This window comes from Plantactinospora siamensis (assembly GCF_042434095.1).
Classification (GTDB): Bacteria; Actinomycetota; Actinomycetes; order Mycobacteriales; family Micromonosporaceae; genus KBS50.
Genome location: NZ_JBHLUE010000017.1, coordinates 325081 through 351469, shown reverse-complemented (window position 1 = coordinate 351469; position 26389 = coordinate 325081). Strand labels below are relative to the sequence as shown.

General features: G+C 74.3%; 23 protein-coding genes, 1 pseudogene and 1 riboswitch. Of the genes and pseudogenes, 2 read left to right on the top strand and 22 right to left on the bottom strand.

What is annotated here, in order from left to right; all coding sequences use genetic code 11:
- Position 1: 1 nt before the first annotated feature.
- The 8 genes and pseudogenes from ACFFHU_RS22105 to rpe all read right to left on the bottom strand — a co-directional run bounded on the left by ACFFHU_RS22105 (position 2) and on the right by rpe (position 6048).
- Positions 2 to 265 (bottom strand): phosphoribosyl-ATP diphosphatase, encoded by a 264-nt coding sequence (locus ACFFHU_RS22105; RefSeq protein WP_377341794.1) that lies wholly within the window; start codon positions 263 to 265, stop codon positions 2 to 4.
- 26 nt (positions 266 to 291) lie between these two features.
- Complete coding sequence (gene ribH, locus ACFFHU_RS22100) at positions 292 to 792, bottom strand: 6,7-dimethyl-8-ribityllumazine synthase (protein WP_377341792.1); 501 nt, start codon at positions 790 to 792, stop codon at positions 292 to 294.
- Between the two features lie 62 nt (positions 793 to 854).
- Positions 855 to 1487, bottom strand: a pseudogene (gene ribB / locus ACFFHU_RS22095) (3,4-dihydroxy-2-butanone-4-phosphate synthase); the annotation flags it as partial.
- 80 nt (positions 1488 to 1567) lie between these two features.
- Entirely contained in the window at positions 1568 to 2266 is a 699-nt protein-coding gene (pnuC, locus tag ACFFHU_RS22090; protein WP_377341876.1) for a nicotinamide riboside transporter PnuC, read from the bottom strand.
- Positions 2266 to 2877 carry a riboflavin synthase gene (locus tag ACFFHU_RS22085; protein ID WP_377341790.1) on the bottom strand — a complete coding sequence of 204 codons (612 nt, stop codon included), beginning with the start codon at positions 2875 to 2877 and terminating at the stop codon, positions 2266 to 2268. Before ACFFHU_RS22085 ends, pnuC begins: the two co-directional genes overlap by 1 nt.
- Positions 2877 to 3938 (bottom strand): bifunctional diaminohydroxyphosphoribosylaminopyrimidine deaminase/5-amino-6-(5-phosphoribosylamino)uracil reductase RibD, encoded by a 1062-nt coding sequence (gene ribD / locus ACFFHU_RS22080; RefSeq protein ID WP_377341789.1) that lies wholly within the window; start codon positions 3936 to 3938, stop codon positions 2877 to 2879. Before ribD ends, ACFFHU_RS22085 begins: the two co-directional genes overlap by 1 nt.
- Before the next feature lie 184 nt (positions 3939 to 4122).
- Positions 4123 to 4298, bottom strand: a riboswitch (FMN riboswitch).
- Positions 4299 to 4400: 102 nt separating this feature from the next.
- Entirely contained in the window at positions 4401 to 5360 is a 960-nt protein-coding gene (locus tag ACFFHU_RS22075; RefSeq protein ID WP_377341787.1) for a GGDEF domain-containing response regulator, read from the bottom strand.
- 13 nt (positions 5361 to 5373) lie between these two features.
- Entirely contained in the window at positions 5374 to 6048 is a 675-nt protein-coding gene (rpe, locus tag ACFFHU_RS22070) for a ribulose-phosphate 3-epimerase (protein ID WP_377341785.1), read from the bottom strand.
- Positions 6049 to 6163: 115 nt separating this feature from the next.
- Between rpe and ACFFHU_RS22065 the strand changes: the two genes are divergently transcribed.
- Together ACFFHU_RS22065 and ACFFHU_RS22060 are read left to right on the top strand one after the other, a co-directional pair.
- Positions 6164 to 7066, top strand: coding sequence for a septum formation family protein (locus ACFFHU_RS22065; protein WP_377341783.1), 903 nt, complete (start codon positions 6164 to 6166; stop codon positions 7064 to 7066).
- A 385-nt stretch (positions 7067 to 7451) separates the two neighbouring features.
- The gene (locus ACFFHU_RS22060; protein ID WP_377341781.1) at positions 7452 to 8336 is read left to right on the top strand and encodes a septum formation family protein; all 885 of its coding nucleotides are present in this window, start codon (positions 7452 to 7454) and stop codon (positions 8334 to 8336) included.
- 19 nt (positions 8337 to 8355) lie between these two features.
- On the opposite strand, the gene ACFFHU_RS22055 is transcribed toward ACFFHU_RS22060, so the two are convergent.
- From ACFFHU_RS22055 to ACFFHU_RS21990, 14 genes are all read right to left on the bottom strand, one after another.
- A complete protein-coding gene (locus tag ACFFHU_RS22055) occupies positions 8356 to 9069 on the bottom strand; it encodes a hypothetical protein (protein WP_377341779.1) in 714 nt (237 codons plus the stop codon).
- Between the two features lie 79 nt (positions 9070 to 9148).
- The gene (locus tag ACFFHU_RS22050) at positions 9149 to 10657 is read right to left on the bottom strand and encodes an RsmB/NOP family class I SAM-dependent RNA methyltransferase (protein ID WP_377341875.1); all 1509 of its coding nucleotides are present in this window, start codon (positions 10655 to 10657) and stop codon (positions 9149 to 9151) included.
- On the bottom strand, positions 10612 to 11538 hold the full coding sequence (gene fmt, locus ACFFHU_RS22045) for a methionyl-tRNA formyltransferase (protein WP_377341777.1): 927 nt from the start codon (positions 11536 to 11538) through the stop codon (positions 10612 to 10614). The genes ACFFHU_RS22050 and fmt overlap by 46 nt, the downstream gene beginning before the upstream one ends.
- Before the next feature lie 4 nt (positions 11539 to 11542).
- Positions 11543 to 12103: a peptide deformylase gene (gene def, locus ACFFHU_RS22040; RefSeq protein WP_377341775.1), complete on the bottom strand. Its 561-nt coding sequence runs from the start codon at positions 12101 to 12103 to the stop codon at positions 11543 to 11545.
- Between the two features lie 78 nt (positions 12104 to 12181).
- The gene (locus ACFFHU_RS22035) at positions 12182 to 13396 is read right to left on the bottom strand and encodes a cytochrome P450 (RefSeq protein ID WP_377341773.1); all 1215 of its coding nucleotides are present in this window, start codon (positions 13394 to 13396) and stop codon (positions 12182 to 12184) included.
- Positions 13397 to 13582: 186 nt separating this feature from the next.
- Entirely contained in the window at positions 13583 to 16999 is a 3417-nt protein-coding gene (locus tag ACFFHU_RS22030) for a glycosyltransferase (protein WP_377341770.1), read from the bottom strand.
- An 843-nt stretch (positions 17000 to 17842) separates the two neighbouring features.
- Positions 17843 to 20101 carry a primosomal protein N' gene (locus tag ACFFHU_RS22025; RefSeq protein WP_377341768.1) on the bottom strand — a complete coding sequence of 753 codons (2259 nt, stop codon included), beginning with the start codon at positions 20099 to 20101 and terminating at the stop codon, positions 17843 to 17845.
- 65 nt (positions 20102 to 20166) lie between these two features.
- Positions 20167 to 21360, bottom strand: coding sequence for a methionine adenosyltransferase (gene metK / locus ACFFHU_RS22020; RefSeq protein WP_377341765.1), 1194 nt, complete (start codon positions 21358 to 21360; stop codon positions 20167 to 20169).
- Positions 21361 to 21471: 111 nt separating this feature from the next.
- A complete protein-coding gene (coaBC, locus tag ACFFHU_RS22015; RefSeq protein ID WP_377341763.1) occupies positions 21472 to 22674 on the bottom strand; it encodes a bifunctional phosphopantothenoylcysteine decarboxylase/phosphopantothenate--cysteine ligase CoaBC in 1203 nt (400 codons plus the stop codon).
- Between the two features lie 5 nt (positions 22675 to 22679).
- Positions 22680 to 22943 carry a DNA-directed RNA polymerase subunit omega gene (rpoZ, locus tag ACFFHU_RS22010; protein ID WP_377341761.1) on the bottom strand — a complete coding sequence of 88 codons (264 nt, stop codon included), beginning with the start codon at positions 22941 to 22943 and terminating at the stop codon, positions 22680 to 22682.
- A 65-nt stretch (positions 22944 to 23008) separates the two neighbouring features.
- Positions 23009 to 23617 carry a guanylate kinase gene (gmk, locus tag ACFFHU_RS22005; protein WP_446686795.1) on the bottom strand — a complete coding sequence of 203 codons (609 nt, stop codon included), beginning with the start codon at positions 23615 to 23617 and terminating at the stop codon, positions 23009 to 23011.
- A gap of 26 nt (positions 23618 to 23643) precedes the next feature.
- Positions 23644 to 23961, bottom strand: a complete 318-nt coding sequence (gene mihF / locus ACFFHU_RS22000; protein WP_377341757.1) for an integration host factor, actinobacterial type — start codon at positions 23959 to 23961, stop codon at positions 23644 to 23646.
- A 170-nt stretch (positions 23962 to 24131) separates the two neighbouring features.
- Positions 24132 to 24974 carry an orotidine-5'-phosphate decarboxylase gene (gene pyrF, locus ACFFHU_RS21995; protein ID WP_377341756.1) on the bottom strand — a complete coding sequence of 281 codons (843 nt, stop codon included), beginning with the start codon at positions 24972 to 24974 and terminating at the stop codon, positions 24132 to 24134.
- 18 nt (positions 24975 to 24992) lie between these two features.
- Positions 24993 to 26267, bottom strand: a complete 1275-nt coding sequence (locus ACFFHU_RS21990; RefSeq protein WP_377341755.1) for an adenosylmethionine--8-amino-7-oxononanoate transaminase — start codon at positions 26265 to 26267, stop codon at positions 24993 to 24995.
- Positions 26268 to 26389 lie beyond the last annotated feature (122 nt).

Here is a 26389-nt window from a genome sequence, read left to right as displayed (position 1 = left end):
CTCACAGATGTCGGTAGACGTCCTCCAGCCGCAGGCCGGTGGCCAACATCAGCACCTGCGCCTGGTAGAGCAGCTGGGAGATCTCCTCGGCCGTCCGCTCCGGCCCCTCGTGCTCGGCCGCCATCCAGGACTCGGCCGCCTCTTCCACGACCTTCTTCCCGATGGCGTGCACGCCGCGGTCCAGTGCGGCCACGGTGGCCGAGCCGGGCTCCCGGGCCGCGGCCTTGGCCTGCAGCTCGGCGAACAGCTCCTCGAACGTCTTCACGGGTACCGATTCTCGCAGCCGGCCGATCAGTGCCCGAACCCGACCGGCCGGGCCGCGTCCGCCAGCCGGCGGATCGCCAGCGCCGCGTCCAGCGCCGCGACCGTGGCGGCCCAGCCCTTGTCCTCGGCGGACCCGGGCAGCCCGGCCCGGTCCCGGGCCTGGTCCAGGGTCTCCACGGTGAGCACGCCGTGCGCCACCGGCTTGCCGGTGTCCAGCGACACCCGGGTGAGGCCGTCGGTGACCGAGCGGCAGACAAGGTCGAAGTGGGCGGTGGAGCCGCGGACCACCACGCCGAGCGCCACGACGGCGTCGCAGCGCGGGGCGAGCGCCTGGGCCACCACCGGCAGCTCCACCGAGCCGGCCACCCGGGCCACCACCACGTCCCGGGCATCGCACGCGCGCGCCGCCTCGACCGCCCGGTCCACCATGTGGTCGGTGAGTTCACCGTGCCAGCGCGCGGCCACCACGCCCACCACCAGCCCGGTGGCGTCCACCGGATCGGCGCCCGGCTCCCCGAAACCCGCCATGACTATCCCCATCCCTCGGTCGTGTCGTCCAACTCGCCCGGCAGCTGATCCGCCGGACGCCGCCCGTGCCGGGCCGACAGCCGGACCCCGGCCACCCGCCCCTCGGTCCGGCGCCGGTGGGAGATCAGCTCGGCGATCGTGACCAGCGCCAACCCGTGCTTGTCGGCGAACGCCTCCAGCTCCGGCAGCCGGGCCATCGTGCCGTCGTCGTTGACGATCTCGCAGATCACCCCGGTGGGGCTCAGCCCGGCCAACCGGGCCAGGTCGACGGCCGCCTCGGTGTGACCGGCTCGGCTCAGCACGCCGCCGGGCCGGGCCCGCAGCGGGAACACGTGGCCGGGCCGGACCAGATCGTCGGGCCCGGTGTCCGGCGCCGCCAGCAGGCCGATGGTGCGGGCCCGGTCGGCGGCGCTGATCCCGGTGCTCACCCCCGTCCGGGCGTCCACCGAGACGGTGAACGCGGTGCCGTGCCGCTCGGTGTTGTGCGCCACCATGTCGGTCACCCGCAGCCGGTCCAGCGCCGCGCTCTCCATCGGCACGCAGAGCAGCCCGCGGCACTCGACCATGGTGAAGGCGACCAGTTCCGGGGTCACCAGGTCGGCCGCGAAGACCAGGTCGCCCTCGTTCTCCCGGTCCTCGTCGTCGACCACCACGACCGCCCGGCCGGCGGCGATCTCGGCCACCGCCCGCGCCACCGGCCCGGCCGCGTCGCCGGAAACGGCGTCGTCGCGTTCGCCCCCCGTGGGATCGGCGCCGACCCGCGCGCCCCGCCCGGTCATGCCACCGCCTCCGCGTAGCCGGGCCGGCCCTCGGCGGGCGAGCGCCGCAGCTGCAGGGAGGTGCGCCACCAGCTCACCAGCCCCCACACGCAGAACAGGCCGTACACCGCGTACATGGCCGCCGACGGATAGAAGCCGCCCGCCAGCAGCAGCGGCACGCCCACCGCGTCGACGGCGATCCAGATCAGCCAGAACTCGACGTAGCCGCGCGCCATGCCGTAGGTGGCCAGCAGGCTGCCGGTGAGGATCCAGGCGTCGGCCAGCGGGCCCCACGAGCCCAGGGCGCGCAGGGCCAGGTAGAACACGACCATGGCCAGCACCGCGGCGCCGAGCAGCAGCAGCCGCTCCCGGCCGCTGGCCCAGCGCGGCGCCACCGCCGCGCCGTCGGGCGCGGCGCCGAGCCGGCGAGCCCGGGTCCACCGCCACCACCCGTACAGGCTGACCGCGAAGAAGAACACCTGCCGGCCCGCCTGGCCGTACAGGTCGACCTGGTACGGCGTGGCGAACACGCCGCCGAGGAACACCGTGAACAGCAGGGCGTTGCCGATCATGCCGACCGGCCAGGCCCACGTCCGGCGGCGCATGCCCAGCAGCGCCGAGCCGAGCCCGAAGACGTTGCCGACCACCTCGCGCCAGAGCACCGCCGAGCCGGCGATCTCCAGCCGGGCGTCCAGCAACCAGCCAAGGAACCCCATCATGCCTCCCTGCGCTCGGAACGCTCGCCGAGCAGCCGCTCGACGTACTTGGCGATCACATCGACCTCGAGGTTCACCGGGTCACCGACGCCCCGGGCGCCGAGGGTGGTGCTGGCCAGGGTGGTCGGGATCAGGCCCACCGAGAACCAGTCGGGTCCGACGGCCGCCACCGTGAGCGAGACCCCGTCGACCGTGATCGAGCCCTTCTCCGCGAGGTAGCGGCCCAGGCCGGCCGGCAGCGCGAAGCGAACCGTCTCCCACTGCTGCGCCGGCTCCCGGGACAGCACCGAGCCGACCCCGTCGACGTGACCCTGCACGAGGTGCCCGCCGAGCCGGCTGCCGAGGGTGGCGGCCCGCTCCAGGTTGACCGGGTCGTCCGGCCGCAGCGCGCCGAGCGCGGTGCGGCGCAGCGTCTCCCCCATCACGTCGGCGGTGAAGACGTCGCCGTCCACGGCCACCACGGTGAGGCAGACGCCGTTGCAGGAGATCGAGTCGCCGTGCCGGGCGTCCGCGGTCACCACCGGGCCCCGCACGGCCACCAGGGCGGAGTCGCCGCCCGTCTCCGCCAGCCGGACGACGGTGCCGATTTCCTCCACGATGCCGGTGAACATCACGCCTCCCTCTGCCGCACGGTGGCGGTGATCCGCAGGTCGGTGCCGACCCGGTCGATGTCGGCCAGGTCCAGGTCGATGGCGTCGGTCAGCGTGGTCACGCCGGCGTCGCCCAGCGCCGCCGGCCCGGCGCCCAGCAGCCGGGGCGCCAGATAGCCGACCACCCGATCCACCAGGCCGGCGCGCAGGAAGCCGCCGGCCAGCTCCGGGCCGCCCTCCAGCAGCGCCGACCGGACGCCGCGCCGGTAGAGCTCGGTGGTCAGCCGGGACAGGTCCACCCGGCCGTCCGGGCCGGCCCCGACGTCCGCGGCGGTCGCGATCCAGCTGGGGGCGGCGGCGTCGCGGACCAGGGCGTCCGCGGGGGTACGCCCCGAGCTGTCGACCACCACCCGCAGCGGCTGGTGGATCGCCAGCGAGCCGTCCCGCAGGTTGCGGGCGGTCAACCGGGGGTTGTCGGCCAGCACGGTGCCGACGCCCACGATCACCGCGTCGGTGGCGCCGCGCAGGGCATGCACGTCCATCCGGGCCGGCTCGGAGGTGATCCACATGCTGGTGCCGTCCGCGGCCGCCGACCGCCCGTCCAGGGTGGCGGCGTACTTCCAGGTCAGGTAGGGCCGGCCGCGGCGCACCGCGGTGAGCCAGGCGATGTTCCCGGCCTCGGCCTCGGCGGCGCGTACCCCCGTCACCACCTCGATCCCGGCGGCCCGCAGCGTGTCGGCGCCGCCGGCGGCCACCGGGTCCGGATCGGGTACGGCGATCACCACCCGGGCCACCCCGGCCCGGATCAGCGCTCCGGAGCACGGCCCGGTCCGGCCGGTGTGGTCGCAGGGCTCGAGCGTGACCACCGCGGTGCCGCCGCGGGCCCGCTCCCCCGCCTGGGCCAGCGCCACGATCTCGGCGTGCGGGCCGCCGGCGTACGCGTGGAAGCCCTCCCCGACCGGCTCGCCGGCGCTGTCCAGCAGGACGCAGCCGACCACGGGGTTGGGGCTGGTGGTGCCGAGCCCGCGGGCGGCGAGCAGGACGGCGCGGCGCATCGCCTCATCGATGGCAACGCTCGGCATGCCGCCCTCGCTTCCGCTCGCCGGGGCGCGCGGGCGGGGAAAGGCTGCCGGCGGAGGCGGAGATCCGCGGGTCGGCGCGGCCGACCAGGAGATCCGGGGACGGCAGGGCCGACGGACGGCACGGCCGACCCCGGGGAGCCACCGGCGGCGCGCACGGCGCACGAACCAGCGACCCCTCCGTCCCGCGCGCTGTCTCCCATCCGGACTGTCTGGGCGCGGGACCTGCCCGCCCCCAACCGTCGGCCCCGGAATCACACCGGGTCCACCGGTCGGCCGAAGCCGACCGGGTAGCGGGCTGTCGCGGCCGCCAAGCCGCGAATCACCGCCGGTTCGGAATTACACCGAGTCCCGCCAGCGCGTGGTGGGTACGGTCAAAGTCTTACACGTCCGGGGCGGCCCCGCGCCCCCACAGCGATCCACCTCACAGCCGCCGTCCGCGCCGCGTCGGCGGACCGGCCGCGCTCAGGCGTGGTCCCGGCGGCGGTCCACCGCCACGTACGACCCGGGCTGGCTCTTGGCCACGCTCTTCATGTCGGACGCCACGGCGATCGCCTCGAGCGGGTCGGTGATCCGCCGGTGCTGGCTGGACAGGGCCACCCCGATGGAGAGGGTGACCAGGGCCGCCCGCTGCACCTGCCCCCGGCGGTCCTTCAGCTCGACGTATCCACGCTCGCGGTCGGGCTCGTCGTACAGCTCGTCGGCGGCCATCTCGAAGTCCACCACGGCCCGCTCGGTGAGCGGGCGCACCTGCTCGGGCGCGCAGACGAAGACGAAGTCGTCGCCGCCCACGTGACCGAGGAACGCCGGGGGCAGCTTCACCGACACCACGGCGCGGTGCAGGCTCCGGGCCAGCGCGCTGATGAACTCGTCGCCGCGGACGAAGCCGTACCGGTCGTTGACGCTCTTGAACCGGTCGATGTCGACGTACCCGACGGCGTAGTCGAGGCCGCCGCGGACCCGGTCGGTGATCTCCCGCCGGATCCGGCTGTTGCCGGGCAGGCCGGTCAGCGGCGACACCTCACGGAACTCCTTGTTGCGGCGCAGCGTGGAGATCACCCGGGCGATCAGCTCGGCCGTGTCGAACGGCTTGACCAGGTAGTCGTCGGCGCCGGTGGTCAGCCCCACCACCTTGTCCTGGGTCATCCCGCGCGCGGTGAGCATGATCACCGGCAGCACCGCCGTCATCGGATCTGCCCGCAGCCGCCGGGTCAGCTCCACGCCGTCCATCCGGGGCATCATCAGATCCACCACGGCCAGGTCCGGCCGCTGCCGCTCGATGACCTCCAGCGCCTCCTGGCCGTCGTGCGCGTGCACCACGTCGAAACCGTGCAGCCGCAGGTTGAAGTCGACAAACCGGGCGATGTCCTCGTCGTCGTCGACCACCAGGATCACGTCCGGTCGCTCCGGCGGCTCCACGGTCACAGCCCGGCCCGCCTCACCGGCCGGCGCCGGCGCGCGCCGCCCGGCGGCGCAGGTCGGTCACGGCCGCCGCCGGATCCGCCGCGCCGTAGACCGCCGTGCCCGCCACGAAGGCGTCCGCGCCGGCCTCCGCCGCCTGCTCGATCGTGTCGGCGCCGATCCCGCCGTCCACCTCGATTCGCAGCTCCAGGTGCCCGGCGGAGGCGTGCCGGCGCGCGGTGCGCACCTTGTCGAGCAGGTCCGGGACGAACCGCTGACCGCCGAAGCCCGCCTTGATCGTCATGATCAGCAGCGTGTCGAAGCTGGGCAGCAGGTCCAGGTACGGCTCGATCGGGGTGTCCCGGTCGATCGCCAGCCCGGCCTTCGCGCCCGCCGAGCGCAGTTCCTTGGCCAGCGCCACCGGGTCGTCGCAGGCCTCGGCGTGGAAGGTGACGTTGTAGGCCCCCGCGTCGGCGTACCCGGGCGCCCAGCGGCGCGGATCGGTGATCATGAGGTGCACGTCGAACGGCAGCGACGAGGCCGCCAGCAGGCTCTGCACCACGGGCAGCCCGATGGTCAGGTTGGGCACGAAGTGGTTGTCCATCACGTCCACGTGCAGCCAGTCCGCCGTGGACTCCACGGCCTTGGCCTCGTCGGCCAGCCGGGCGAAGTCGGCGGCGAGGATGCTGGGTGCGACGATCGGTGTGCCCACGCCGCCAGTCTACGAACGTCGTCCAATCCGGCGCTCGGCCACCCGACCGGGATGAACCGACCGACTAGTAACATCGGCTGCTCCGACGTCGAGGTCCGCGGGGAGGGACGACACGGTGCGACGGTGGTTGGGCAGGGCGGTGGCGCCGGCGCTGGTCACCGCGCTCGCGGTCGTCCTCGGCGGCTGCTCGACACCGGCGCCGACCGGGCTGGACAACGACCTCGTCGACGACTGGGCGCCGGTGGGCCGGCCGGCCATCTGGACCCCCGACCCCGGCACCTGCCATGTGCGGGCCGGGGAGGCCACCGTGGCGACGTACCAGCCGATCGCATGCGACCAGGAACACCGGGCCGAGACCATCCGGGTGGGCCGGTTCGGCGGCGCCGACGCGGAACGATCCACCCCCCCGCCGCCGGGCTCGGCGGCCATCCTCACCGCGCACGACGCGTGCGACCGGGACGCCGCCCGGCTGCTGGGCGGCGACTGGCGCACCGGACGCCTGGTCCTGACGCTGATGCTGCCCCGGGCCGCGGCCTGGGGCGTGGGCGCCCGCTGGTACCGCTGCGACCTGTCCGAGACCCGCAGCCTCGACGACGACACGGCGGTGGCCCGCACCAGCAGCCTGCGCGGCGCGCTCGCCGGCGAGTCGCCGCTGGCCCACCGGTGCTTCCAACCCAAGATGATCAACAATGACATCAACTTCATGGATCCGGTGCCGTGCACCCGCCCGCACCGGGCCGAGTTCGTCGGCGTCTACCGCGCGCCCGAGCCGACCTTCGAGGCGTTCCAGCGGGACGACGCCGCCACGCACCGGGCCTGCATGAGCAGGGTGGCCCGGTTCGCGAAGCTCCCCGACGACTCGGCCATCGGAGTCCGGGTGGGCTCCATCTACTACCATCCGGACGCCACGGCATGGGCCGGCGGCGACCGGGGCGTGCAGTGCTTCCTCTGGATGAGCGACCGGGACCTGACCCGCTCGGCCCGGGACGGCGGCCCCGGCCTGCTGCCGGTGTCCTGACCGGACGCCCCGCCGGCCCGCACGCCGACGCCCGGGGCCCGGCCCCCGGGCGCGACACTCACAGACCAGCGGTCCCCACGGACCGGCGACCCCACCGCGAGCGGCCGACCGGATCACCGGCACCAGCCCGATCCCGCGATCCGGACGGCGGCACCCTCGCCAGCCCGGTCGGTCGGGAGCCCCCCGAGCTGGCAAAATTCCACCGCCGCGCAGGGCCGGCCCCAACCGGATGGGATGCCGCCCTCCCACGAGCCCCACGCACGACGACAAGGTCGGAAGCCGCCGGGAGCCGAGCCGGAGCAATGTCCGCTGTGGTCGGTACCGACCCGGTTCGGCGTACCGTATGCTCCTGCACTCGGACCGGATCCGCGGCGGGAGGTTGGCGATGCGGCGGTATCTGGCGGCCGTGCTGGCCGCCGCCGTACTGGCCTGCACCGCCTGCCAGGCGCCGGCCGGAGTGGACGGGGACCTCACCGACGACTGGGCCGCGCTGCCACCGGCCGCGGCGTTCGTCCCGCGGGCCGGGACCTGCCACCCGGAGCGCGGGGACGCGGACGCCGAGCAGCAGCGCGAGGTCGACTGCGGGCAGAAGCACGACACCGAGACGGTGCTGGCCGGCACGCTGGCCGGCCCCGGCGTCACCGCCACCGCGCCGCCGGCGGTCGGCTCGCCGAGCCTGCGTGCCGCCCGGTCCCGTTGCGACCACGCCGCCAACGCGCTGCTCGGCGCCGACTGGCACGGCGGCCGGCTCGCCATGGACCTGCTGCTGCCGAGCCGGGCGGCCTGGTCCCGGGGCGCGCGGTGGTACCGCTGCGACCTGTTCGAAACGTACTCGATGGGCAGTGACAGCGGGATCCCGCGTCCCCGCCGCAGCCGGCTCGCCGGCGCGCTGCGGCCGGGCTCGCCGCTGGCCCACGCCTGCTTCCAGAGCCAGCGGGCCGACGGGGCGCCGACCGCGCTCGACGCGGTGCCCTGCGCCGAGCCGCACGACGCCGAGTTCGCCGGGGTCTACACGGCGCCCGACCGCGAGACCCGGACCGGGCTCACCCGGTCCCCCGGCCTGGTGCAGGACCGTTGCCGCGGGATCATCGCGCACTTCGCCGGGGCGACCACCCGGGAGGTGACCCGGCGGACCGGGCTGATCTGGAAGGCGCCCGACGAGCCCGAGTGGCGGGACGGGGATCGGGGGGTCCTCTGCTTCCTGCTCACCGACCGGAGCCTGACCCGCTCACTGCGCGACGCGGGCGCGGCGGCGCTACCGCCCGGCTGACGGGTGTTGCGGAAGGCGGTCAGCCGCCGGCCCGCTTCGCCGCGTGCCGCTCGAACCGGTGGACGATCTCGACAAGACCCTTGACCTGCCGGAGCACCTGGTCACCGACGGACCGGTGCACACCGGACCCGATGTCCACCAGAACGGTGTCCAGCGGGTAGACCATGTTGTTCGGGCGGCTCCACAGCGGCGCCTGGCGGCCCGCCCACTCGGCAAAACCGGCGGGGATGGACGGTGGAAGCCGGACCACCCAAGCCGTATTTGGCTCCCTGTCGTTGATCACCGAGGTCTCGTAGTCGAAGACGGTGAACCGCATCCCGTCCATGGTTCCGCGCAGCACGTTGTACGGCACCGTGTCGCGGTGGAAATGCGGCAAGCCGCGGATTCCGTCCAGCGCCGAGGCGTCCCGCTCGACGAAGTCCCAGCCCTGGCTCTGCGCCAGCTCGGCGCGGCTGCGCACGCTGTCCGCCTCCGGGACGGCCTTGCCGAGGAACGTGATCCCCGTGCCGAGCACCAGCACCGAGCCGATGGCCGCGAGCAGCCCATCGGTGAAATGCCCCGAGGACCGCTCCTCCGCCACCGTACGGGTCGTCGAGGTGCCGTCCCGGTATGTCACGCACTTGTCGCCGGACTCCATCGTCTGGCCGCCACACTCGACCGTGTCGTCGAAGAACCCGGCGATCCCACAGATCGCCATGCTGAGCCCGATGAGCAGCACTGCCAGTCGTTTCATGTCTGTCCCCCGTCGTCCCGGGTGACAACCTAGCTGATCATGCCGCCGGGCTGAGGCGGCCGAACGGTCACAATGGAACTCAGGCCGCCCCTTCGCGGCGCAGCACCGCCAGGAACATCGCGTCCGTGCCGTGCCGGTGCGGCCACAACTGCACGGTGGGGCCGTCGCCGAGTCCGGGCATGCCGGCCGGCAGCAGCGGCCGGGCGTCGACGAAGTCGACCGGTACGTCGGATCGCCGGGCCGACTCGGTGACCGTGACGTGCGTCTCCACCGTGTGCGGTGAGCAGGTGACGTAGGCCACCACGCCGCCCGGACGGACCGCCCGGAGCGCGGCGCCGAGCAGCTCGCGCTGCAGCCGGGTCAGTGGCGGCAGATCCGAGGGCTGCCGGCGCCACCGGGATTCCGGGCGCCGGCGCAGCGAGCCGAGCCCGGTGCACGGCGCGTCCACCAGCACCCGGTCGAAGCCACCCGCCGGCAGGTCCGGATCGGCGCCGACGGTACGGCCGTCGACCGCGCGTACCGTCACCGGCAGGCCCCGGACGGCCTGCTCCACCAGCCGGGCCCGATGCTCGGCCACCTCCACGGCGGTGACCGCCGCGCCGCGCTGCGCGGCCAGCGCCCCGAGCAGGCCGGCCTTGCCGCCCGGACCGGCGCACAGGTCGAGCCAGCGCACGTCCGGACCCTCCAGCGGGGCGGCCACCAGCGCCGCGGCGACGAGCTGGGAGCCCTCGTCCTGTACGTGCGCCCGGCCCTGGGCCACCGCCGGCAGCTCGCCGGGCGCGCCACCGGGCAGGTAGACCGCGTACGGGGAGAACGCGCCCGGCGCCCCGCCGGTCTCGTCGGCCAGGGTGACCGCGTCGATCCGCCCCGGCCGAGCTGCCAGGTGCACCGGCGGCCGCTCGTTGTCCTCGATCAGCAGCCGGGTGGTCTCGCCGACGTCCCCGTCCAGCGCGTCCAGGAACGCCCGGACGATCCAGCGCGGATGGCTGTACGCCACGGCCAGGTGCCCGACCGGGTCGGTGTCGGCGGACGGCGCCAGCTCGGCCACCCAGGCGTCCAGGTCGCGCTCGGCCACCCGGCGCAGCACGGCGTTGGCGAAGCCGGCCGCGCCCGGCGCCACCGAATGCACCAGGTCCACGCTGGCCGAGACCGCGGCGTGGGCCGGCACCCGGGTATGCAGCAGCTGGTACGCGCCAAGCCGCAGCGCGTCCCGGGCCGGCGGGTCGATCCGCTCGACCTCCCGGCCGGACGCCGAGGCCAGCACGGCGTCCAGGGTGCCCAGCGCGCGGAGCGTGCCGTAGGTCAGCTCGGTGGCGAACGCCGCGTCCCGGCCGTGCAACCCGCGCTCGGTGAGCAGCGCCGGCAGCACCAGGTTGGCGAACGCGTCGTCCCGGTGCACCGCGGCCACGGCGTCGTACGCCGCCCGCCGCGCGCTGTCCACGGTCGGTCCCGGCCGCCGCCCGGCCCGACCCGCGGCCCGGCGCTGGTCCCCGCCTCCGCTCCGACCCGCGCCGCGACGCTCGTCCCGGTTCCGGTCGCCCGTCACGCCAGCGCCTCGCCGGCGCCGACCCGGACGCCGCGCGCCCAGTCGCTGGCCGGCATGGCCCGCTTGCCCGCCGCGCGCACCTCACCCAGCGCGACCGGGCCGGTCGCCGTGCCGGCCAGCACCCGGCCGCGCTCCGCCAGCAGCTCGCCGGGGGCCAGCTCGGGGCCGTTGGCCACCGGCGCCACGGGACCGAGCTTGATCCGCTCGTCCCGGAAGGTGGTCCAGGCGCCCGGCGCCGGGGTGCAGGCCCGGATCCGGCGGTCGATCGCGAACGCCGGGTCGGACCAGGGCACCCGGGCGTCCTCGACGGTGAGCTTCGGCGCCACGGAGACGCCGTCCGGCGGCTGGGGCTCGGCCCGGGCCGTGCCCGCCTCGATCGCGTCGAGGACCGCCACCAGCAGGCCGGCTCCGGAGCGCGCCAGCCGCTCGAGCAGGTCACCGGCCGTGTCGGTGGGCCGGATCTGGTCGGTCAGGGTGCCGAACACCGGACCGGTGTCGAGGCCCTTCTCCAGCTGGAACACGCTGGCCCCGGTGATCTCGTCGCCGTGCAGCACGGCGTGCTGCACGGGCGCGGCGCCGCGCCACGCCGGCAGCAGGGAGAAGTGCAGGTTGACCCAGCCGTGCCGGGGGATCTCCAGCGCGGCCGGCGGGACGAGGGCGCCGTACGCCACCACCGGCACGCAGTCGACGCCGAGCGCGGCGAGCCGGTCGAGGAACTCCGGATCCCGGGGGCGGTCGGGGCTGAGCGCCTCGATCCCCCGCTCGTCGGCCCAGCTGCCCACCGGCGACCGGCGCACCCCGCGGCCGCGGCCGGCCGGCGCGTCCGGCCGGGTGACCACGGCCACCAGCTCGTGCCCGGAGGCGGCGATGGCGTCCAGGGCGGGTACGGCGACGGCCGGCGTGCCGGCGAAGGCGAGCCGCATCAGCTCACCGGCCCAAACCGAAGGGGCTGGTCGACCCGTGCGGGCTGACCTTGACCACCGGCGGCGCGCCCACGTCGTACCACTCGGCCTGGCGGATGGCCTTCATGGCCTCCTTGCGGCCGGCCGGGTCGAGCCGGTCGATGAACAGCACCCCGTCCAGGTGGTCGGTCTCGTGCTGCACGCACCGCGCCATCAGCCCGGTGCCGACGATCTGCACCGGGTCGCCCGACGAGTTGAAGCCCTTGGCCACCACGTTCTGCCGGCGCTTGGTGTCGAAGTACAGCCCTGGAATGGACAGGCAGCCCTCGGGTCCGTCCTGCTCCTGTTCGTCGGGGAACTCCAGCACCGGGTTGACCAGGTGTCCCAGCACGTCGTCCACGTCGAAGGCGAACACCCGCAGCCCGACCCCGAGCTGCGGCGCGGCCAGGCCGGCCCCGCCCTGCTCCCGCATCGTCTCGGTGAGGTCGGCGACGAGCCTGCGCAGTTCGGCGTCGAAGTCGACGACGGCTTCGGCCGGGGTGCGCAGCACCGGGTCGCCGAAGAGACGGATGGGCTGGACGGTCACGCGAGGAGGCTCCTTCACCGCTGGTGGGCGCGAATGCCATACCAGTCTACGGACCCCCGCCGACTGCCCGGCGGCCCGTCAGCCCACCCGGACCGGCAGGGCGGCGTAGCCGCGCAGGGTGAGCCGGGTCCGCCGGACCGGCTCACCGGCCAGGTCGAGCCCGGGCAGCTCGCGCAGCAGCAGCGGGAAGGCCACCTCCGCCTCCAGCCGGGCGAGCGCGGCGCCCAGGCAGTAGTGCGGGCCGCCGCCGAAGGAGAGCGGGTGGTTGTGCTCGCGGTCCGGGTCGAACCGCTCCGGGTGGGTGAACCGGGCGGGATCCCGGTTGGCCGCGCCGAGCAGCACGAGCAGCCCGGCGCCGGCCGGCACGGGCGTCGATCCGCAGCTCAGCGCCGTGCTCGCCACCCGGGAGGTGAGCTGCACCGGTGAGTCGTACCGGAGCATCTCGGTCACGTACCGGGGCGCCCGGTCGGGATCCGCGCGCAGCGCCGCGGCGTGCTCGGGCTCGCGGAGCAACACCGCGAGGCCGTTGCCGAACAGGTTGGTGGTGGTCTCGAAGCCGGCGACCAGCAGCACCACGAGGTTGGCCAGCAGTTCCGCGGAGCTGAGCCGGTCACCGTCGCCGTCGTGCGCCTGCACCAGCGCCGTGGTGAGGTCGTCGGCCGGGTTCCGCCGGCGGGCCCGGACCAGCTCGGCGAAGTAGTCCAGCAGGTCGGTGGCGCCCTTGTCGGCGGCCGCCCGGTCCTGCGGGCTCACGTCCAGCTCGAGCACCGCGGTGAGGTCCGCGGCCCGCTGCCGGAACCACGGCCGGTCCGCCGCCGGCACGCCGAGCAGCGCGCAGATCACCCCGACCGGCAACGGGTACGCGAACTCGGCCATGAAGTCGACCGGCGTGCCGTCCCGGCCGCGGTCGGCCATCCCGCGTACCAGCTCCCCGGCCAGCGCGGCCACCACGCCGCGCATGCCGGCGATCCGCCGCGGCGTGAAGGTGCCGGCGGCGAGCCGCCGCATCCGGGTGTGGTCCGGCGGGTTGCTGCGCAGCATCGACCGGGAGATGGACAGCACGGCGGGGCTCTCCCGCCACTCGGGCCACATCTGGTCCCGCAGGGCGTCGTCCAGCACCACCAGCCGGGGGTCGCGCAGCAGGTCGTCGGCGGCCGCGTGCCCGGTCACCACGAGGAAGTCCTCCCCCGCGGTCACCACCGGGCCGTGTTCGCGCAGCGCCGCATAGATCGGGTACGGGTCGACCCGCCCCTCAGGTGAGATCAGCTGGCCGACGGCCTCGGCGGGATCCACGACTCGCACCTCCCGGCTGCACGGACCTTCATCATGCCGAGCCGGCCACGATTTTGGTACCCATCGGTACCAAGCAATTCGCGGACCGTCCGATGGTTGTTGCCATCCCCCTGCCGCCGGTCGCTTCCACGGCCAACCTGCCCAACCAGGTGGCGCCGGCTCGGCCCCCTACCGGCCAACCGCCGGTCATCCCGATCTCGTACCCGCTTCCAGGCCCGCCCGGTCCGCTGCGCGTTGGCCCGGTCCGAGGGGCTGCGCCGCTCCCGCCGCCGACCGACGGCGGGGCTGGGTCGGCAGCAACCGGGCCAGCCGGCGGGCGGCAACGTCCTCCAGCCAGCCGAGCCCCAGCAGCGGGACCATCAGCAGGGCCAACGCCACGAGGACGTACCCCGTCTCCCCGAGCCGCCAGAGCCCCAGCGCGTCGCCGACCGCGAAGCTCACGCCGACAGCCATGTTGTGCCAGAGGTAGATGGTGACCGCCCGGCGGTTCAGGGCGTCGACCAGCCCGGCCAGTGGGCGCGCCCGGGCAAGCCAGCCGAGGCTGGGCGTGGCCCGCAACAGCAGGAGCACGAACCCGAGCGACCAGCATGCCTGGGCCAACGGGATGTCGTTGAGGTCGATCCCGTTGTCACCGCGATGGGTCAGCGCCCAGCCCAGTCCCACGCCCATGGCCACCAGTGCTCCGCCCATCAGGGGCCGCACGGACAACCGCCGAAGCGCGCCCTCCCGGTGCGCGAAGCCGACGACCCAGCACGCGGTGAAGGTCGCCAGGTCGGTGACGACGGCGCCGGCGCCGCCATCGGGGTTGACGAGTCCGGGAACGAGGACAATTCCGGCTAGTACGACAATCGGCAGCAGCACGGTCGCCAGCGGACGACGGCGGTAGAGCCACAACAACGCCGGCGAGAGCAGGACAAGCCAGAAATAGGTGACGAGGTACCAGAGCACCTCGGTGGCTGGCTGCGCCCACTCCGAGCCGGGAGGCTGGAACACCGGCACAACCCAGGTCAGCAGCGCCGGCCAGGCGGGTCGGTCGGGCCAGCCACGCCACAGCATGAGCGGCACCAGCAGCGCGCCGAGCGCCCACAGGGCCGGCAGCAGCCGTCGGATCCGCCCAGCCACGGCGTGGCGCGGCGACCGGTCCAGCGAGCCCGCCATCAACGAACCGGCGAGCGCGAACATGATCCCCATGGCCGGAAACGCGAGGCTGAGCCAGCCGAAGCCAAACATGTGATAGACGAACACCCGGAGCAGGGCCAGCGCCCGCAGCGTGTCGAACCACCGGTCCCGGACGGCTGGGCGGGCCGCCGGGCCGGGGCCGGCCGGCAGTGCTCTGCCGGCCGCCGGGGCCGGGCGGGCCGGCAGGACCGGGCCGGCCGCCGGGGCCGGGCGGCCCGACAGGACCGGGCCGGCCGGCCGGGCCGGGCGAGCCCCGGTCACGGGCGCCAAACCACGGCGTTGCAGCTTGCGCCAGCGGACGTGGGTGCCGGTCATCGCGCTGACGACCGCCCGGATCAGCACCAGGTACATCAGTTGCCGATAGACGAACTGCTGGAGCGGGACCGCCCAGAGCGCCCGGCGGTCCTCCCGATCGAGGCGGAACGCGACGAAGGCCGTACCGACCTGCATCCCGAGCATCAGCAGCCAGATGACGGCGGTGCCCACCGAGTCGAGCAGCAGCACGCTGTAGACCGCCATCAGATCCAGGATCGGCGCGAGCATCGGCAGCAGCACGCCGAAGAGAGCGAGGAACGGCAGCCCGACGCGACCAAATCGACCAGACGCGCCGCTGTCCCGCCACGCCCGGCGGTGCTTCCACATCGCCTGCATGGTGCCGTAGCTCCACCGGTACCGCTGCCGCCAGAGTTCGGTGAGCGTGGCGGGGGCCTCGGTCCAGGCTCGCGCCGTCGGCTCGTACACCACCCGCCAGCCGTCCCGCAGCAGCGCCATCGTGATGTCGGTGTCCTCGGCCAGGGTGTCCGCGGTCATTCCGCCCGCCGCGAGCACGGCACGCCGGCGGAACGCGCCGATGGCGCCGGGCACCGTGGGCATGCAACCCAGCGTGTCGTAGAGCCGCCGGTCCAGGTTGAACCCGATGACGTACTCGATGTGCTGCCACAGCCCGAGCAGGCTGGCCCGGTTACCGACCTTCACGTTCCCGGCCACCGCGCCGGTCCGGTCATCGGCGAACGGCTGGACCAGCCGGCGGATCGAGTCGGGCTCGAAGACCGTGTCGGCGTCGACCATCACCAGCAGCTCGTACCGGGCGAGGGCGATGCCCGCGTTGAGGGCGCTGGCCTTGCCCCCGTTGGCCTTGCGGACGACCCGGACGTTCGGCAACCCGAGGCCGTCCGCGATGTCCGCGGTGCCGTCGGTCGACCCGTCATCGACGACGATGATCTCCAGCGGGTGGTCGTTGGCCGCCAGGCTGCGCAGGGTGGCGGCGATGCCCTCCCGCTCGTTGTACGCGGGAACGACCACCGAGACCGGCTCGGTCACCGGCGGCCCCCAGGTCCAGTCCGGCGCCCGCCGCCGCCGGGCAAGCCGGTGGGCCAGGACGAGCAGCAACAGCGTACGGGCCACCACGAGGGCGCCGAGGAAGGCGAAGAGCAGGCGGAGGACCCCGACGAACGCATCGGCGATCCGCACGGCCCAGAACAGGGCGAGCCCGCTCACCCGCTCGTACCTGCCGGCGGCCGGGTTGCCGGTGAGGGCGCGGGTCGTGGACCCGAGCGCCCGGTTGAGTCCACCCGTGACGGTGGTGAAGGTGTATCCCCGGCTCTGCATCATGGGGATGAACCGGTCCAGGGCGGCGACGGTTTGGGACCGGTCCCCACCCGCGTCGTGCATGAGCACCACCGCGCCCCGGTTGTCGCGAGGCGCCGCATTCGCAAGGATCGCGTTGACACCCGGCCGCGCCCAGTCCTGGCTGTCGGTGTCGTTGACCACGGTGAGATTGCCCAACCGACCGACTTCGCGCACCGCGGAATACAGGTCATTGTCGATGGCATCCGGCTCTGACGAATACGGGAAGCGCAGCAGGGTCGGGCGAGTGGAGGTCGCGTAGGCGATGGCGGCGGTGGTCTGCCGGTATTCGATGCTCCGACGCCACGTCGGCAGCCGGGCGATGTCCGGATGGGTGAACGTGTGCGCACCGACCTCGTTGCCGTCGGCCACGATCCGGCGAGCGAGCCGGGGGTGCCGAACAACCTCCGAGCCGATCACGAAGAAGGTCGCCGGAACACCGTGCCGGCGCAGCACATCGAGCACCCGGGGAGTCCAGACGGGATCGGGCCCGTCGTCGAAGGTGAGCGCGATCGTCTTCGGCGGCAGCCGGAAGGACCGCGGCTCGGCGCCGGTGGCGTCGATGATCGGGCCACCGGAGCTGATCACCGCTGGCACCGCGTCCTGGTCGCCGACCCCGGCCTGCACATCGGGCGCGAACGACGAGCTCACATACGCCTCGAAGAGCAGCAGGCCGGCCAGCACGAGGACGGAACCGCAGACCGCCACCCGGAGCCAGGGGCGACGATGGCCGCTGTCGCCGGGTGGGACGCGGGGCCGCGGCGTCACGCGGGAGGTCGTGGACTCGATCCTGGTCATCCGGCGTACCGTCCCGTCGTCGCGTTCGCGAGCGCCGTCGGGACGGTGCCGGGGGCAGACGACGGCCCGGTCGTCGACGCGCCAGAGCCCGCCGGCCCCGGGGTGGTGGGATCCGTCGCCGACGGTGTGGGGCCAGGCGTCGGGGGCGCGGTGGGCGACGGCGCGGGGGCCGACGGGCCGGCGGACGCCGTGACCGATGGGACCGCCGACGGACGCGGGGCCGGCCGGACACCGAGCTGTCGGCGCGCCGCCGCCGTGCGGGCCACCTGGCTCGGCGCCGTCACCGTCCGGCGCCTGGAGTGGCTGACCTCGCCGCCTCCCGGCCGGGTTGCGGGCCTTGGCGGCGGGATGCTCGACGGAGGGCTCGACAACGCATCGACCGGGACGCCGGCGGTTGGCCGCGGCGCCGGCGCGGCGCCCGGGAAGCCGAGTTCCAGGCGGTACGTCCGCGCGTCCGCCGCCGACATCCCTACCAGCGGAAAGTAGCCGAGTCCAAGCAGGACCAGCATGACCGCGAGCCGGTTGAACAACCGCAGCCGGCGTCCCGTGACGTCAACGAACACCGGCTGCGCCGGCGAGCTTGGCCGGAGGACCGGGGGATCATGTGGCGTTCTCACCCGCACGAGGCTAATGAGCTAATAGCTGCTTATGACCGTTATGTTCCAGGCGGAAGGCCCGGGAAAAAGCATGATATGCAAATTTGCTACTAATAGGATTCCAGGTCGGATATCCTGACTATCCAACCAGTCAGCCTGCCCTCCGTGCGCTCGGCCGCGCCCGTCCGGAAGGTTGGCCCAGCATCGCCCGGCAGGCCCCGGCAACGTGGCTCAGCCGGCGCTCCAATCAGAACAGGTCGTGCGGGTCGACCTGGATCCGCACCGGCTGGCTGGCCTTGCGCGCGGCGCGTACCCCGGCGGCCTCGTGCAACGCCCGGGCCAGCTCGGGCCCGCCGGACCGGGCCACCCGCAGCAGCATCCGCTCCGCGCCGTCCCCGGCGGGCACCGGACCGAGCTGCTCGGCACCGGCCGGCAGCCGCACCAGGGCGAGCAGGTCGGCCACCGCCTCCGGCGGGCCGGTCACGCTGGCCATCCGGACCGCCGGCGGGAAGCCGAGCTCGCGCCGCTCGGCCATTTCCCGGGCCGCGAACCAGGGCGCGTCCCAGCGCAGCAACGCCTGCACCGGCCCGAGGGCGCCGTCGGCCACCACCACCACCCGGCCGCCCGCGCCGGCCGGCCGGGCCAGCGCCGCGGCCGCCATCCACCGGCGCAGCGTCTCCTCGCTGGCCCGCAGGTCGGCCCGGGTGAGCAGGGCCCACGCGTCCAGCAGGAGCACCGCGCCGTACCCGCCGGCCGCCACCGGCTCGGCGCCCGGGGTGGCCACCACCAGCGCCGGCTCGGCCGGCACCTCGGCCAGCACCTCCTCCCGCCCGGAGGTCCGCACGGTCGCGCCGGGAAACGCCCGACCGAGCTCCTCGGCCGTACGCCGGGACCCGGTGACCGCGGCGCGCAGCCGGCGGCCATCGCAGTGCGGGCAGGTGTACGCGGCGTCCGGCCGGCCGCACCAGCGGCACGCCGGCACGGCCCGGGCGGAGCGCAGCGCCAGCGGGCCGGCGCAGTTGGCGCACCGGGCCGGGGCGCGGCAGTCGGCGCAGGAGACCGACGGCAGGTAGCCGCGCCTGGGCACCTGCACCAGCACCGGCGCGGCGGCGGCCAGCGCGGACCGGGCGGCCTCCCAGGCGACGCTGGGCAGCCGGGCGGATTCCGCGGCCGGGTCCCGGGCGAGCTGCGGGGTGTCGCCCACCGGGACCACCCGGGGCGTCCGGGCGCGCAGCCCGGCCCGGTCCCCCTCGATCGGCACCGCCCAGCCGGTCTCCACCAGCAGCTGCGCCTCGCCGGTGCGGGCGAACCCGCCGACCAGCGCCCCGGCGCCGGTCTGCTGGGCCCGGGTCAGCAGCACGTCCCGGGCGTGCGGATACGGCGCCCGCGGCTCGCCGTGCAGGTCGTCGCCGTCGTCCCAGACGGCCACCAGGCCGAGCCGGGCAACCGGGGCGAACGCCGCGGCCCGGGTGCCGATCACCACCGGCGCCTCGCTGCGGCGGGCCGCGAGGAAGGCCCGGTACCGCTTGGCCGGGCCGAGCGCCGCGGAGAGCACCACGTGCCGGCCGGGCCCGAGCCGCGCGGTCAGCGCCGCGTCGAGCCGGTCCAGGTCCCGGGCGTCCGGCACCACCGCCACCGCGCCCCGCCCGGATCCGGCGGTGGCGGCCAGCGCGGCCGCGTACCGGGCCGGCCAGTCCTCGCCGGCCAGCGCCGACCAGACGGCCCGCGGCGACCGGCCGCCGGCCAGCGCGGTCAGGAACGCCGGCCCGGCCGGGTACGCCCGCCAACCCTCGTCCACCGGCGTACCGGCGCCGTCAGCGGCCGGCGGTGCCGCGCCGTCACCGGCACCGGCCGGGGGCGCCACCGCGTTACCGGCAGCGTCAACGGTCGGCGGCGCCACGGCGTCGCCGGTCGCGGCGCCGCCCGCCACCCGGACGGTCCCGGCACCCGCGCCCGCGGCCTGGACAGTCCCGGCGCCCCCGCCCGCCCCCCGGACGGTCCCGGCACCCCCGCCGGCGGCCTGGACGGTCCCGGCACGCCCGGCCGCCACCCGGACGGTCCCAGCACCCTCACCCGCCGCCGGCCCCGCGGCACCGTCACCGACCGCCGCCGGCGTCCCGGCACCCTGACCGGCGGCCGCCGGTCTCCCGGCGCCCTCGCCGGCAGCCGCCGCCGACGTGCCGGCGCGGGCCGGCTCGCGTTCGACCCGGGCGTGCCGGGGCGGCACCGCCAGCCGGAGGACGTCGGCCAGGCTGCCCGCGTAGCGGTCGGCCACCGCCCGTGCCAGCCGGGCGATCTCCGGAGCGAGCACGGGCTCCGGCGACACCACCCGGTCCAGGTAGGCCAGCCGGCCGCCGTGCGGGGACTCGGCCACCCGCTCGAGCAGCCACCCGTCGACCGGCTTGCCGGCGAACCGGACCCGCACCCGGGTGCCCGGCCGGGCCGTGGCGTCCAGCTCGGCCGGCACCAGGTAGTCGAACGGCCGGTCGAGGTGCGCCAGCGGCACGTCGACGCAGACGCGAGCGACCGGCAGCCCCTCGGCGGGCTGCCGGTCGCCGTGCGGAGTTCCGGTCAGGCGCCCGCAGCCGACTTCAGGTCGGCGGCGCGGTCGGTCCCCTCCCAGGTCAGGTCGGGCAGCTCGCGCCCGAAGTGGCCGTACGCGGCCGTCTGCTGGTAGATCGGGCGCATCAGGTTGAGGTCCCGGATGATGGCGGCCGGGCGCAGGTCGAACACCTCGCCGATGGCCCGCTCGATCCGGTCGACCGGCACGTTCTCGGTGCCGAACGTCTCGACGAAGAGGCTGACCGGGTGCGCCTTGCCGATCGCGTACGCGACCTGCGCCTCGCACCGCTCGGCCAGGCCGGCGGCCACCACGTTCTTGGCCACCCAGCGCATCGCGTACGCCGCCGAACGGTCGACCTTGGACGGGTCCTTGCCGGAGAACGCGCCACCGCCGTGCCGGGCGTACCCGCCGTACGTGTCAACGATGATCTTGCGTCCGGTGAGGCCGGCGTCGCCCATCGGGCCGCCGATCTCGAACCGCCCGGTCGGGTTGACCAGCAGCCGGTAGTCGCCGGTGTCCAGCCCGAGCCCCTCCAACTCGGGGCCGATCACGTGCTCCCGGACGTCCGGGGTGAGCAGCGACTCGAGCGAGATGTCCGCGGCGTGCTGGCTGGAGACCACGACGGTGTTGAGCCGGACCGGACGCAGGCCCTCGTACTCGATGGTGACCTGGGTCTTGCCGTCCGGACGCAGGTAGGGGATCGTGCCGTCCTTGCGGGCGGCCGACAGCCGCCGGGCCAGGCGGTGGGCCAGGGCGATCGGCAGCGGCATCAGCTCGGGCGTCTCCGAGCAGGCGAAACCGAACATCATGCCCTGGTCGCCGGCGCCCTGCGCGTCGAGCGCGCTCTCCGACGAGCCGGTCCGCAGCTCGAACGCGTTGTCCACGCCCTGCGCGATGTCGGGCGACTGCGCGCCGATTGAGACGCTGACGCCGCAGGACGCGCCGTCGAACCCCTTCTTCGACGAGTCGTACCCGATGTTGAGGATCGTCTCCCGGACGATCGTCGGGATGTCGGCGTACGCCTTGGTGGTCACCTCGCCCGCGACGTGCACCTGGCCGGTGGTGATCAGGGTTTCCACCGCGACCCGGCTGCGCGGATCCTGGGTGAGCAACGCGTCGAGAATGCCGTCGCTGATCTGGTCGGCAATCTTGTCCGGGTGGCCTTCGGTGACCGACTCGGAGGTAAACAGGCGACGTGCCACGGTGCTCCTCAGTGTCGACAGGTGTTGCGCGGCAGTCTAGACACCGCCGCTGACTTCTCGCCGCAGGCTACCGTGCCTGACTGGAGAGCGGTCGGAAGTTCGGCTCGAGGGTCAGGTGTTGGACAATCGAGCCGCCACCAGGTCCCACACCCGGTCGGCGAGGTCCTCCTTGGCCTGTTCGGGCAGCTCGACCCGGGAGCCGTCGGCGCCCAGCACGGTGGCCGCGTTGGTGTCGGCCCCGAACACCCGGTCGGCGCCCACCACGTTCACCACGATGAGGTCCGCCCGCTTGCGGGTCAGCTTGGCCCGCGCGTTGACCTCGGCGTTGCTCGTCTCGGCGGCGAACACCACCAGCACCTGGCCGGGGCGGCGGCGCGCGCCGAGTTCGGCCGCGATGTCCGGATTGGTGACCAGCGCAATCGTCGGCGCCGATCCGTCGTCCGACTTCTTGATCTTCTCGCCGGCGTACGTGGCCGGACGGAAGTCGGCCGGGGCGGCGGCCATCACCACCGCATCGGCGTCGGCGGCCGCCTCGAGGGTCGCCTTGCGCAGCTCCTCGGTGCTGCCCACCCGCACCAGGTCGGCGCCGGCCGGGTCGGCGAGCGCCACGTTCGCTGAGATCAACGTCACCCGTGCGCCCCGGGCCACCGCGGCGCGGGCGAAGGCGTACCCCTGCTTGCCGGACGACCGGTTGCCCAGGAAGCGGACCGGGTCCAGCGGCTCCCGCGTGCCGCCGGCCGTGACCACCACGTGCCGGCCGGCCAGGTCGGCCGCGACCGTGCCGCGGGCCAGCGCCCGGCGCGCCACCGCGAAGATCTCGGCGGGATCGGGCAGCCGGCCCTTGCCGGTGTCCGCGCCGGTGAGCCGGCCGCTCGCCGGCTCGATCACCAGCACGCCCCGGCGGCGCAGCGTCGCCACGTTCTCGACGGTGGCCGGGTGCTCCCACATCTCGGTGTGCATGGCCGGGGCCAGCACGATCGGGCAGCGCGCGGTGAGCAGGGTGTTGGTGAGCAGGTCGTCGGCGAGCCCGTGCGCGGCCCGGGCCAGCAGGTCGGCGGTGGCCGGGGCCACCACCACCAGGTCGGCCTCCTTGCCGAGCCGGACGTGCGGCACCTCGTGCACGTCGGACCAGACGTCGGGGGCGACCGGCTGGCCGGAGAGCGCCGCCCAGGTGGGCGCGCCGACGAAGGTCAGCGCCGCGGCGGTGGGCACCACCCGCACGGAATGGCCCGACTCGGTGAGGAGCCGGAGCAGTTCACATGCCTTGTAGGCGGCGATGCCACCGCCGACGCCGAGGACGACGCGGCCGGGCATCGACGTTACGGCTGGTCGATCGGCTCGGCGGTGAGCAGACCGGAGTTGATCTCGCGCATCGCGATGGAGAGCGGCTTCTCCTGCGGGGTGGTCTCGACCAGCGGGCCGACGTATTCCAGCAGGCCCTCCCCGAGCTGGCTGTAGTACGCGTTGACCTGGCGGGCGCGCTTGGCCGCGAAGATCACCAGGGAGTACTTCGAGGAGGTCTTCTCGAGCAGCTCATCGATCGGCGGGTTGGTGATGCCTTCGGGGTTGGCAATGGATCCCACGAAAAACAACCTCTGTGTCTTGTCGACCGCGCGGCGGACGCGGTGCCGTCTCAACCCGCCGTACGTCAGCCGCCGGAACGCGGCTGGGCGGGGGTCAGAAAGGAAGAACCGAGCAAGCCTACCAGTTCGTCGGCGGCGCGCTCGACGAAGTCGTTGACGACGGTCACGTCGAATTCGGGCTCGGCCGCAAGTTCCTCGTCGGCGTGCGCCAGCCGCCGGCGAATCGTCTCCTCGTCGTCCGTCCCGCGACCGATCAGCCGCCGCTTGAGCTCCTCGACGCTGGGCGGGGCGAGGAACACCAGCTGCGCCTCCGGCATGGCCGCCCGGACCTGCCGGGCGCCCTGGAGGTCGATCTTGAGCAGCACCGGCTGCCCGCGCCGCAGGTGCGCCTCGACCGGGCCGCGCGGGGTGCCGTAGAGGTTCCCGGCGAACTCGGCCCACTCGAGCAGCTGCCCGGCCGCGATCATCCGCTCGAACTCGGCCCGGTCGGCGAAGTAGTAGTGGACGCCGTCGACCTCGTAGTCCCGCATCTTGCGGGTCGTTACCGAGACCGACAGCCAGACCCAGGGCGAGCGCGCCCGGATCAGCTCGATCACGCTGTCCTTTCCGACCCCGGAGGGGCCGGAAAGGACCGTGAGACGAGCTGCCGGGCGCGCGTCGTCATCCATGCTCACTGCTTGTTTCTACACGGTCCCCCGAACTAGTTCGCGGAGAACTCCCCAAGCAGTGCCTTGCGCTGCTGCTCGCCGAGGCCCCGAAGGCGCCGGCTGTCGGCGATCTTGAGCTTCTCCATGATCTGGGTGGCCCGGATCTTGCCGATGCCCGGCATGGCCTGCAGAACGGCCGAAACCTTCAGCTTGCCGACGACGTCGTCCGACTCCGCCCGGTCGAGGACGGCGGCGAGGGTGGTCTTGCCCTGCTTGAGCTGCTCCTTCAGCTCAGCGCGGGCCTTGCGGATCTCCGCGGCCTTTTCCAGCGCTGCGGCGCGCTGTTCGGGGCTCAATGACGGGAGCGGCACCAGTTCTCCTCAGGTCCCTATTGCGGCGGCCAGTCGAGTCGCCGCATCTGTGAAACATGGTGTGGCTGTGAACCAAAGGGGTATGTGGTTCCCAGCGCGGGGAAAACTAGCGGTCAGCGACGGTTTCGGCAACGTGGGCGCGCGGAGATCATGATTTTGTGACCGACCGGTCACTCAGTAGCACCGCCCAGCGCGGCGCGGCACTCCGCCAGCGCCCGCTCGGCCGCGGCGCGCAGCGCGACCGGTTCCGGTCCCGCCGACAGGACCTCCCGGGAGTACGACGGCAGCACCGCCGACAGCCGGTCGCCGAAGACCGTGGCCAGATCCGCGGCCCGGCCGCCCTGCGCGCCGAGCCCGGGGGCGAGCAGCGGACCGTTGACCCGGGACAGGTCGTGGCCGGTCCGCCCGACCGTCGCGCCGACCACCAGGCCCAGGCTGCCGAGCGGCTCGGCACCCCCATTGAGCAGGGAGATCTCGTCGATGACGGCCTGCGCCACGGTGCGCCCGTCGGCGCCCCGGGCGTGCTGGACGGCCCGCCCCTCCGGGTTGGAGGTGAGCGCCAGCACGAAGACGCCGCCGCCGTGTGCGGCCGCCGTGGCGAACATCGGCGCCAGCGCGCCGACTCCGAGGAACGGACTCGCGGTGATCGCGTCGACATACAACGGGCTGGATGGATCAAGGTACGCCGAGGCGTACGCGGCGACGGTCGAGCCGATGTCGCCGCGCTTCACGTCCAAAAGCACAAGCGTTTCGGAGGATTTAAACTGTCGGATAGTTGACTCAAGAATCGCCACGCCGCGCGACCCGAAACGCTCGAAGAAGGCGGATTGCGGCTTTACCACCGCGACCCGCCCGGCCAGCGCGGTGACCGTGGCGTCACAGAACCGCGCCAACCCCTCCGCGCTGTCCGGCAACCCCCACCGGTCCAGCAGCGCCGGGTGCGGATCGATCCCCACGCAGAGCGGCCCCCGCCGGGCCATCGCCGCGACCAACCGGGCTCCGAAGGTCTCCATGCCCGTCCTCTCCTCTCGTCAGCCCGCGGCCACCGCGGCCGCGATGCCGCTGGTGATCCGGGCCAGGTCCTCGTCACCGGTGACGTACGGCGGCATCGTGTAGATGAGATCCCGGAACGGCCGCAGCCACACGCCCCGGTCGACGGCCGCGGCAGTGGCGGCCGGCAGGTTCACCTCGTGGCCCAGCTGCACCACGCCGATCGCCCCGAGCACCCGGACATCCCGTACGCCGGGCGCGCCGGCCAGCGGCCCCAGGCCCGCGCGCAGCCCCGCCGAAATCCGCCGTACGTCCTCGGCCCAGCGGCCCGCCCGCAGCAGCTCGATCGAGGCGTTGGCGGCCGCGCAGGCGAGCGGGTTGGCCATGAACGTGGGCCCGTGCGCCAGCACCCCGGTGGCCGAGATGCCCTCGGCCACCTCGGGGGTGCAGAGCGCGGCGGCGAGCGTCAGGTAGCCGCCGGTGAGCGCCTTGCCCACGCACATCACGTCCGGGGTCACCCCGGCGTGCTCGGCCGCGAACCAGCGGCCGGTCCGACCGAAACCCGTGGCGATCTCGTCGAAAATGAGTAGCACCCCGTGCCGGCTGGTGATCTCGCGCAACACCTTTAAGTAGTGGGGATGGTGGAAGCGCATCCCGCCCGCGCCCTGCACGACCGGCTCGACGATCACCGCGGCCAGCTCGCCGGCGTGCCGCTCGACGGCCTCGACCAGCGCCGCCTCGTAGCCGGGATCCACCGGGGCGTCGAAACCGGCCGGCGGCTCGGCCACGAAGACCTGCCGGGGCAGCACGTCGCCCCACAGGTGGTGCATGCCGCCCTCCGGATCGCAGACGCTCATCGGATGGAACGTGTCGCCGTGGTAGCCGCCCCGCCAGGTGGCCAGCCGGCGTCGCTCCGGCCGGCCGCGGCCGCGCTGGTACTGCAGGCTCATCTTGATCGCCACCTCGACGCTCACCGAGCCCGAGTCGCAGAGGAAGACGTGCTCCAGCCCCGGCGGCGTCAGCTCGACCAGGCTGCGGGCCAGCCGAACGGCCGGCTCGTGGGTCAGGCCGCCGAACATCACGTGGCTCATCCGGCCGAGCTGCTCGGTCACGGCCCGGTCCAGCGCGGGGTGCCGGTAGCCGTGGATGGCGGCCCACCAGGAGGACATGCCGTCCACGAGGTCCCGCCCGTCGGCCAGGCGCAGCCGTACGCCCTCGGCGGCCACCACCGGGTACGGCGGGGTGCCGGACGGCATCGGGGCGTACGGGTGCCAGACGTGCGCCCGGTCGGTGGCCAGCATCTCCTCCGGCGTCACCGGTCTCCTCCTCACAGGTAAGGAAGGGCCCCTTCCTATCGTTTTTCGTATAGGAAGGGCCCCTTGTTAACGCCTCCGGCCCAGGCCGGCGGCCCAGGGCCAGCGGCCCAGGGCCAGCGGCC

What these genes read in the sequence shown, in the direction of transcription:
- ribH (WP_377341792.1), bottom strand. Translation starts at nt 792, where the DNA reads ATGGCGGGTTTCGGGGAGCCGGGCGCCGATCCGGTGGACGCCACCGGG.
- pnuC (WP_377341876.1), bottom strand. Translation starts at nt 2,266, where the DNA reads ATGGGGTTCCTTGGCTGGTTGCTGGACGCCCGGCTGGAGATCGCCGGC.
- ACFFHU_RS22085 (WP_377341790.1), bottom strand. Translation starts at nt 2,877, where the DNA reads ATGTTCACCGGCATCGTGGAGGAAATCGGCACCGTCGTCCGGCTGGCG.
- ribD (WP_377341789.1), bottom strand. Translation starts at nt 3,938, where the DNA reads ATGCCGAGCGTTGCCATCGATGAGGCGATGCGCCGCGCCGTCCTGCTC.
- ACFFHU_RS22060 (WP_377341781.1), top strand. Translation starts at nt 7,452, where the DNA reads ATGCGGCGGTATCTGGCGGCCGTGCTGGCCGCCGCCGTACTGGCCTGC.
- ACFFHU_RS22055 (WP_377341779.1), bottom strand. Translation starts at nt 9,069, where the DNA reads ATGAAACGACTGGCAGTGCTGCTCATCGGGCTCAGCATGGCGATCTGT.
- fmt (WP_377341777.1), bottom strand. Translation starts at nt 11,538, where the DNA reads ATGCGGCTCGCCTTCGCCGGCACGCCGGCCGTCGCCGTACCCGCCCTG.
- ACFFHU_RS22030 (WP_377341770.1), bottom strand. Translation starts at nt 16,999, where the DNA reads ATGACCAGGATCGAGTCCACGACCTCCCGCGTGACGCCGCGGCCCCGC.
- coaBC (WP_377341763.1), bottom strand. Translation starts at nt 22,674, where the DNA reads ATGCCCGGCCGCGTCGTCCTCGGCGTCGGCGGTGGCATCGCCGCCTAC.
- pyrF (WP_377341756.1), bottom strand. Translation starts at nt 24,974, where the DNA reads ATGGAGACCTTCGGAGCCCGGTTGGTCGCGGCGATGGCCCGGCGGGGG.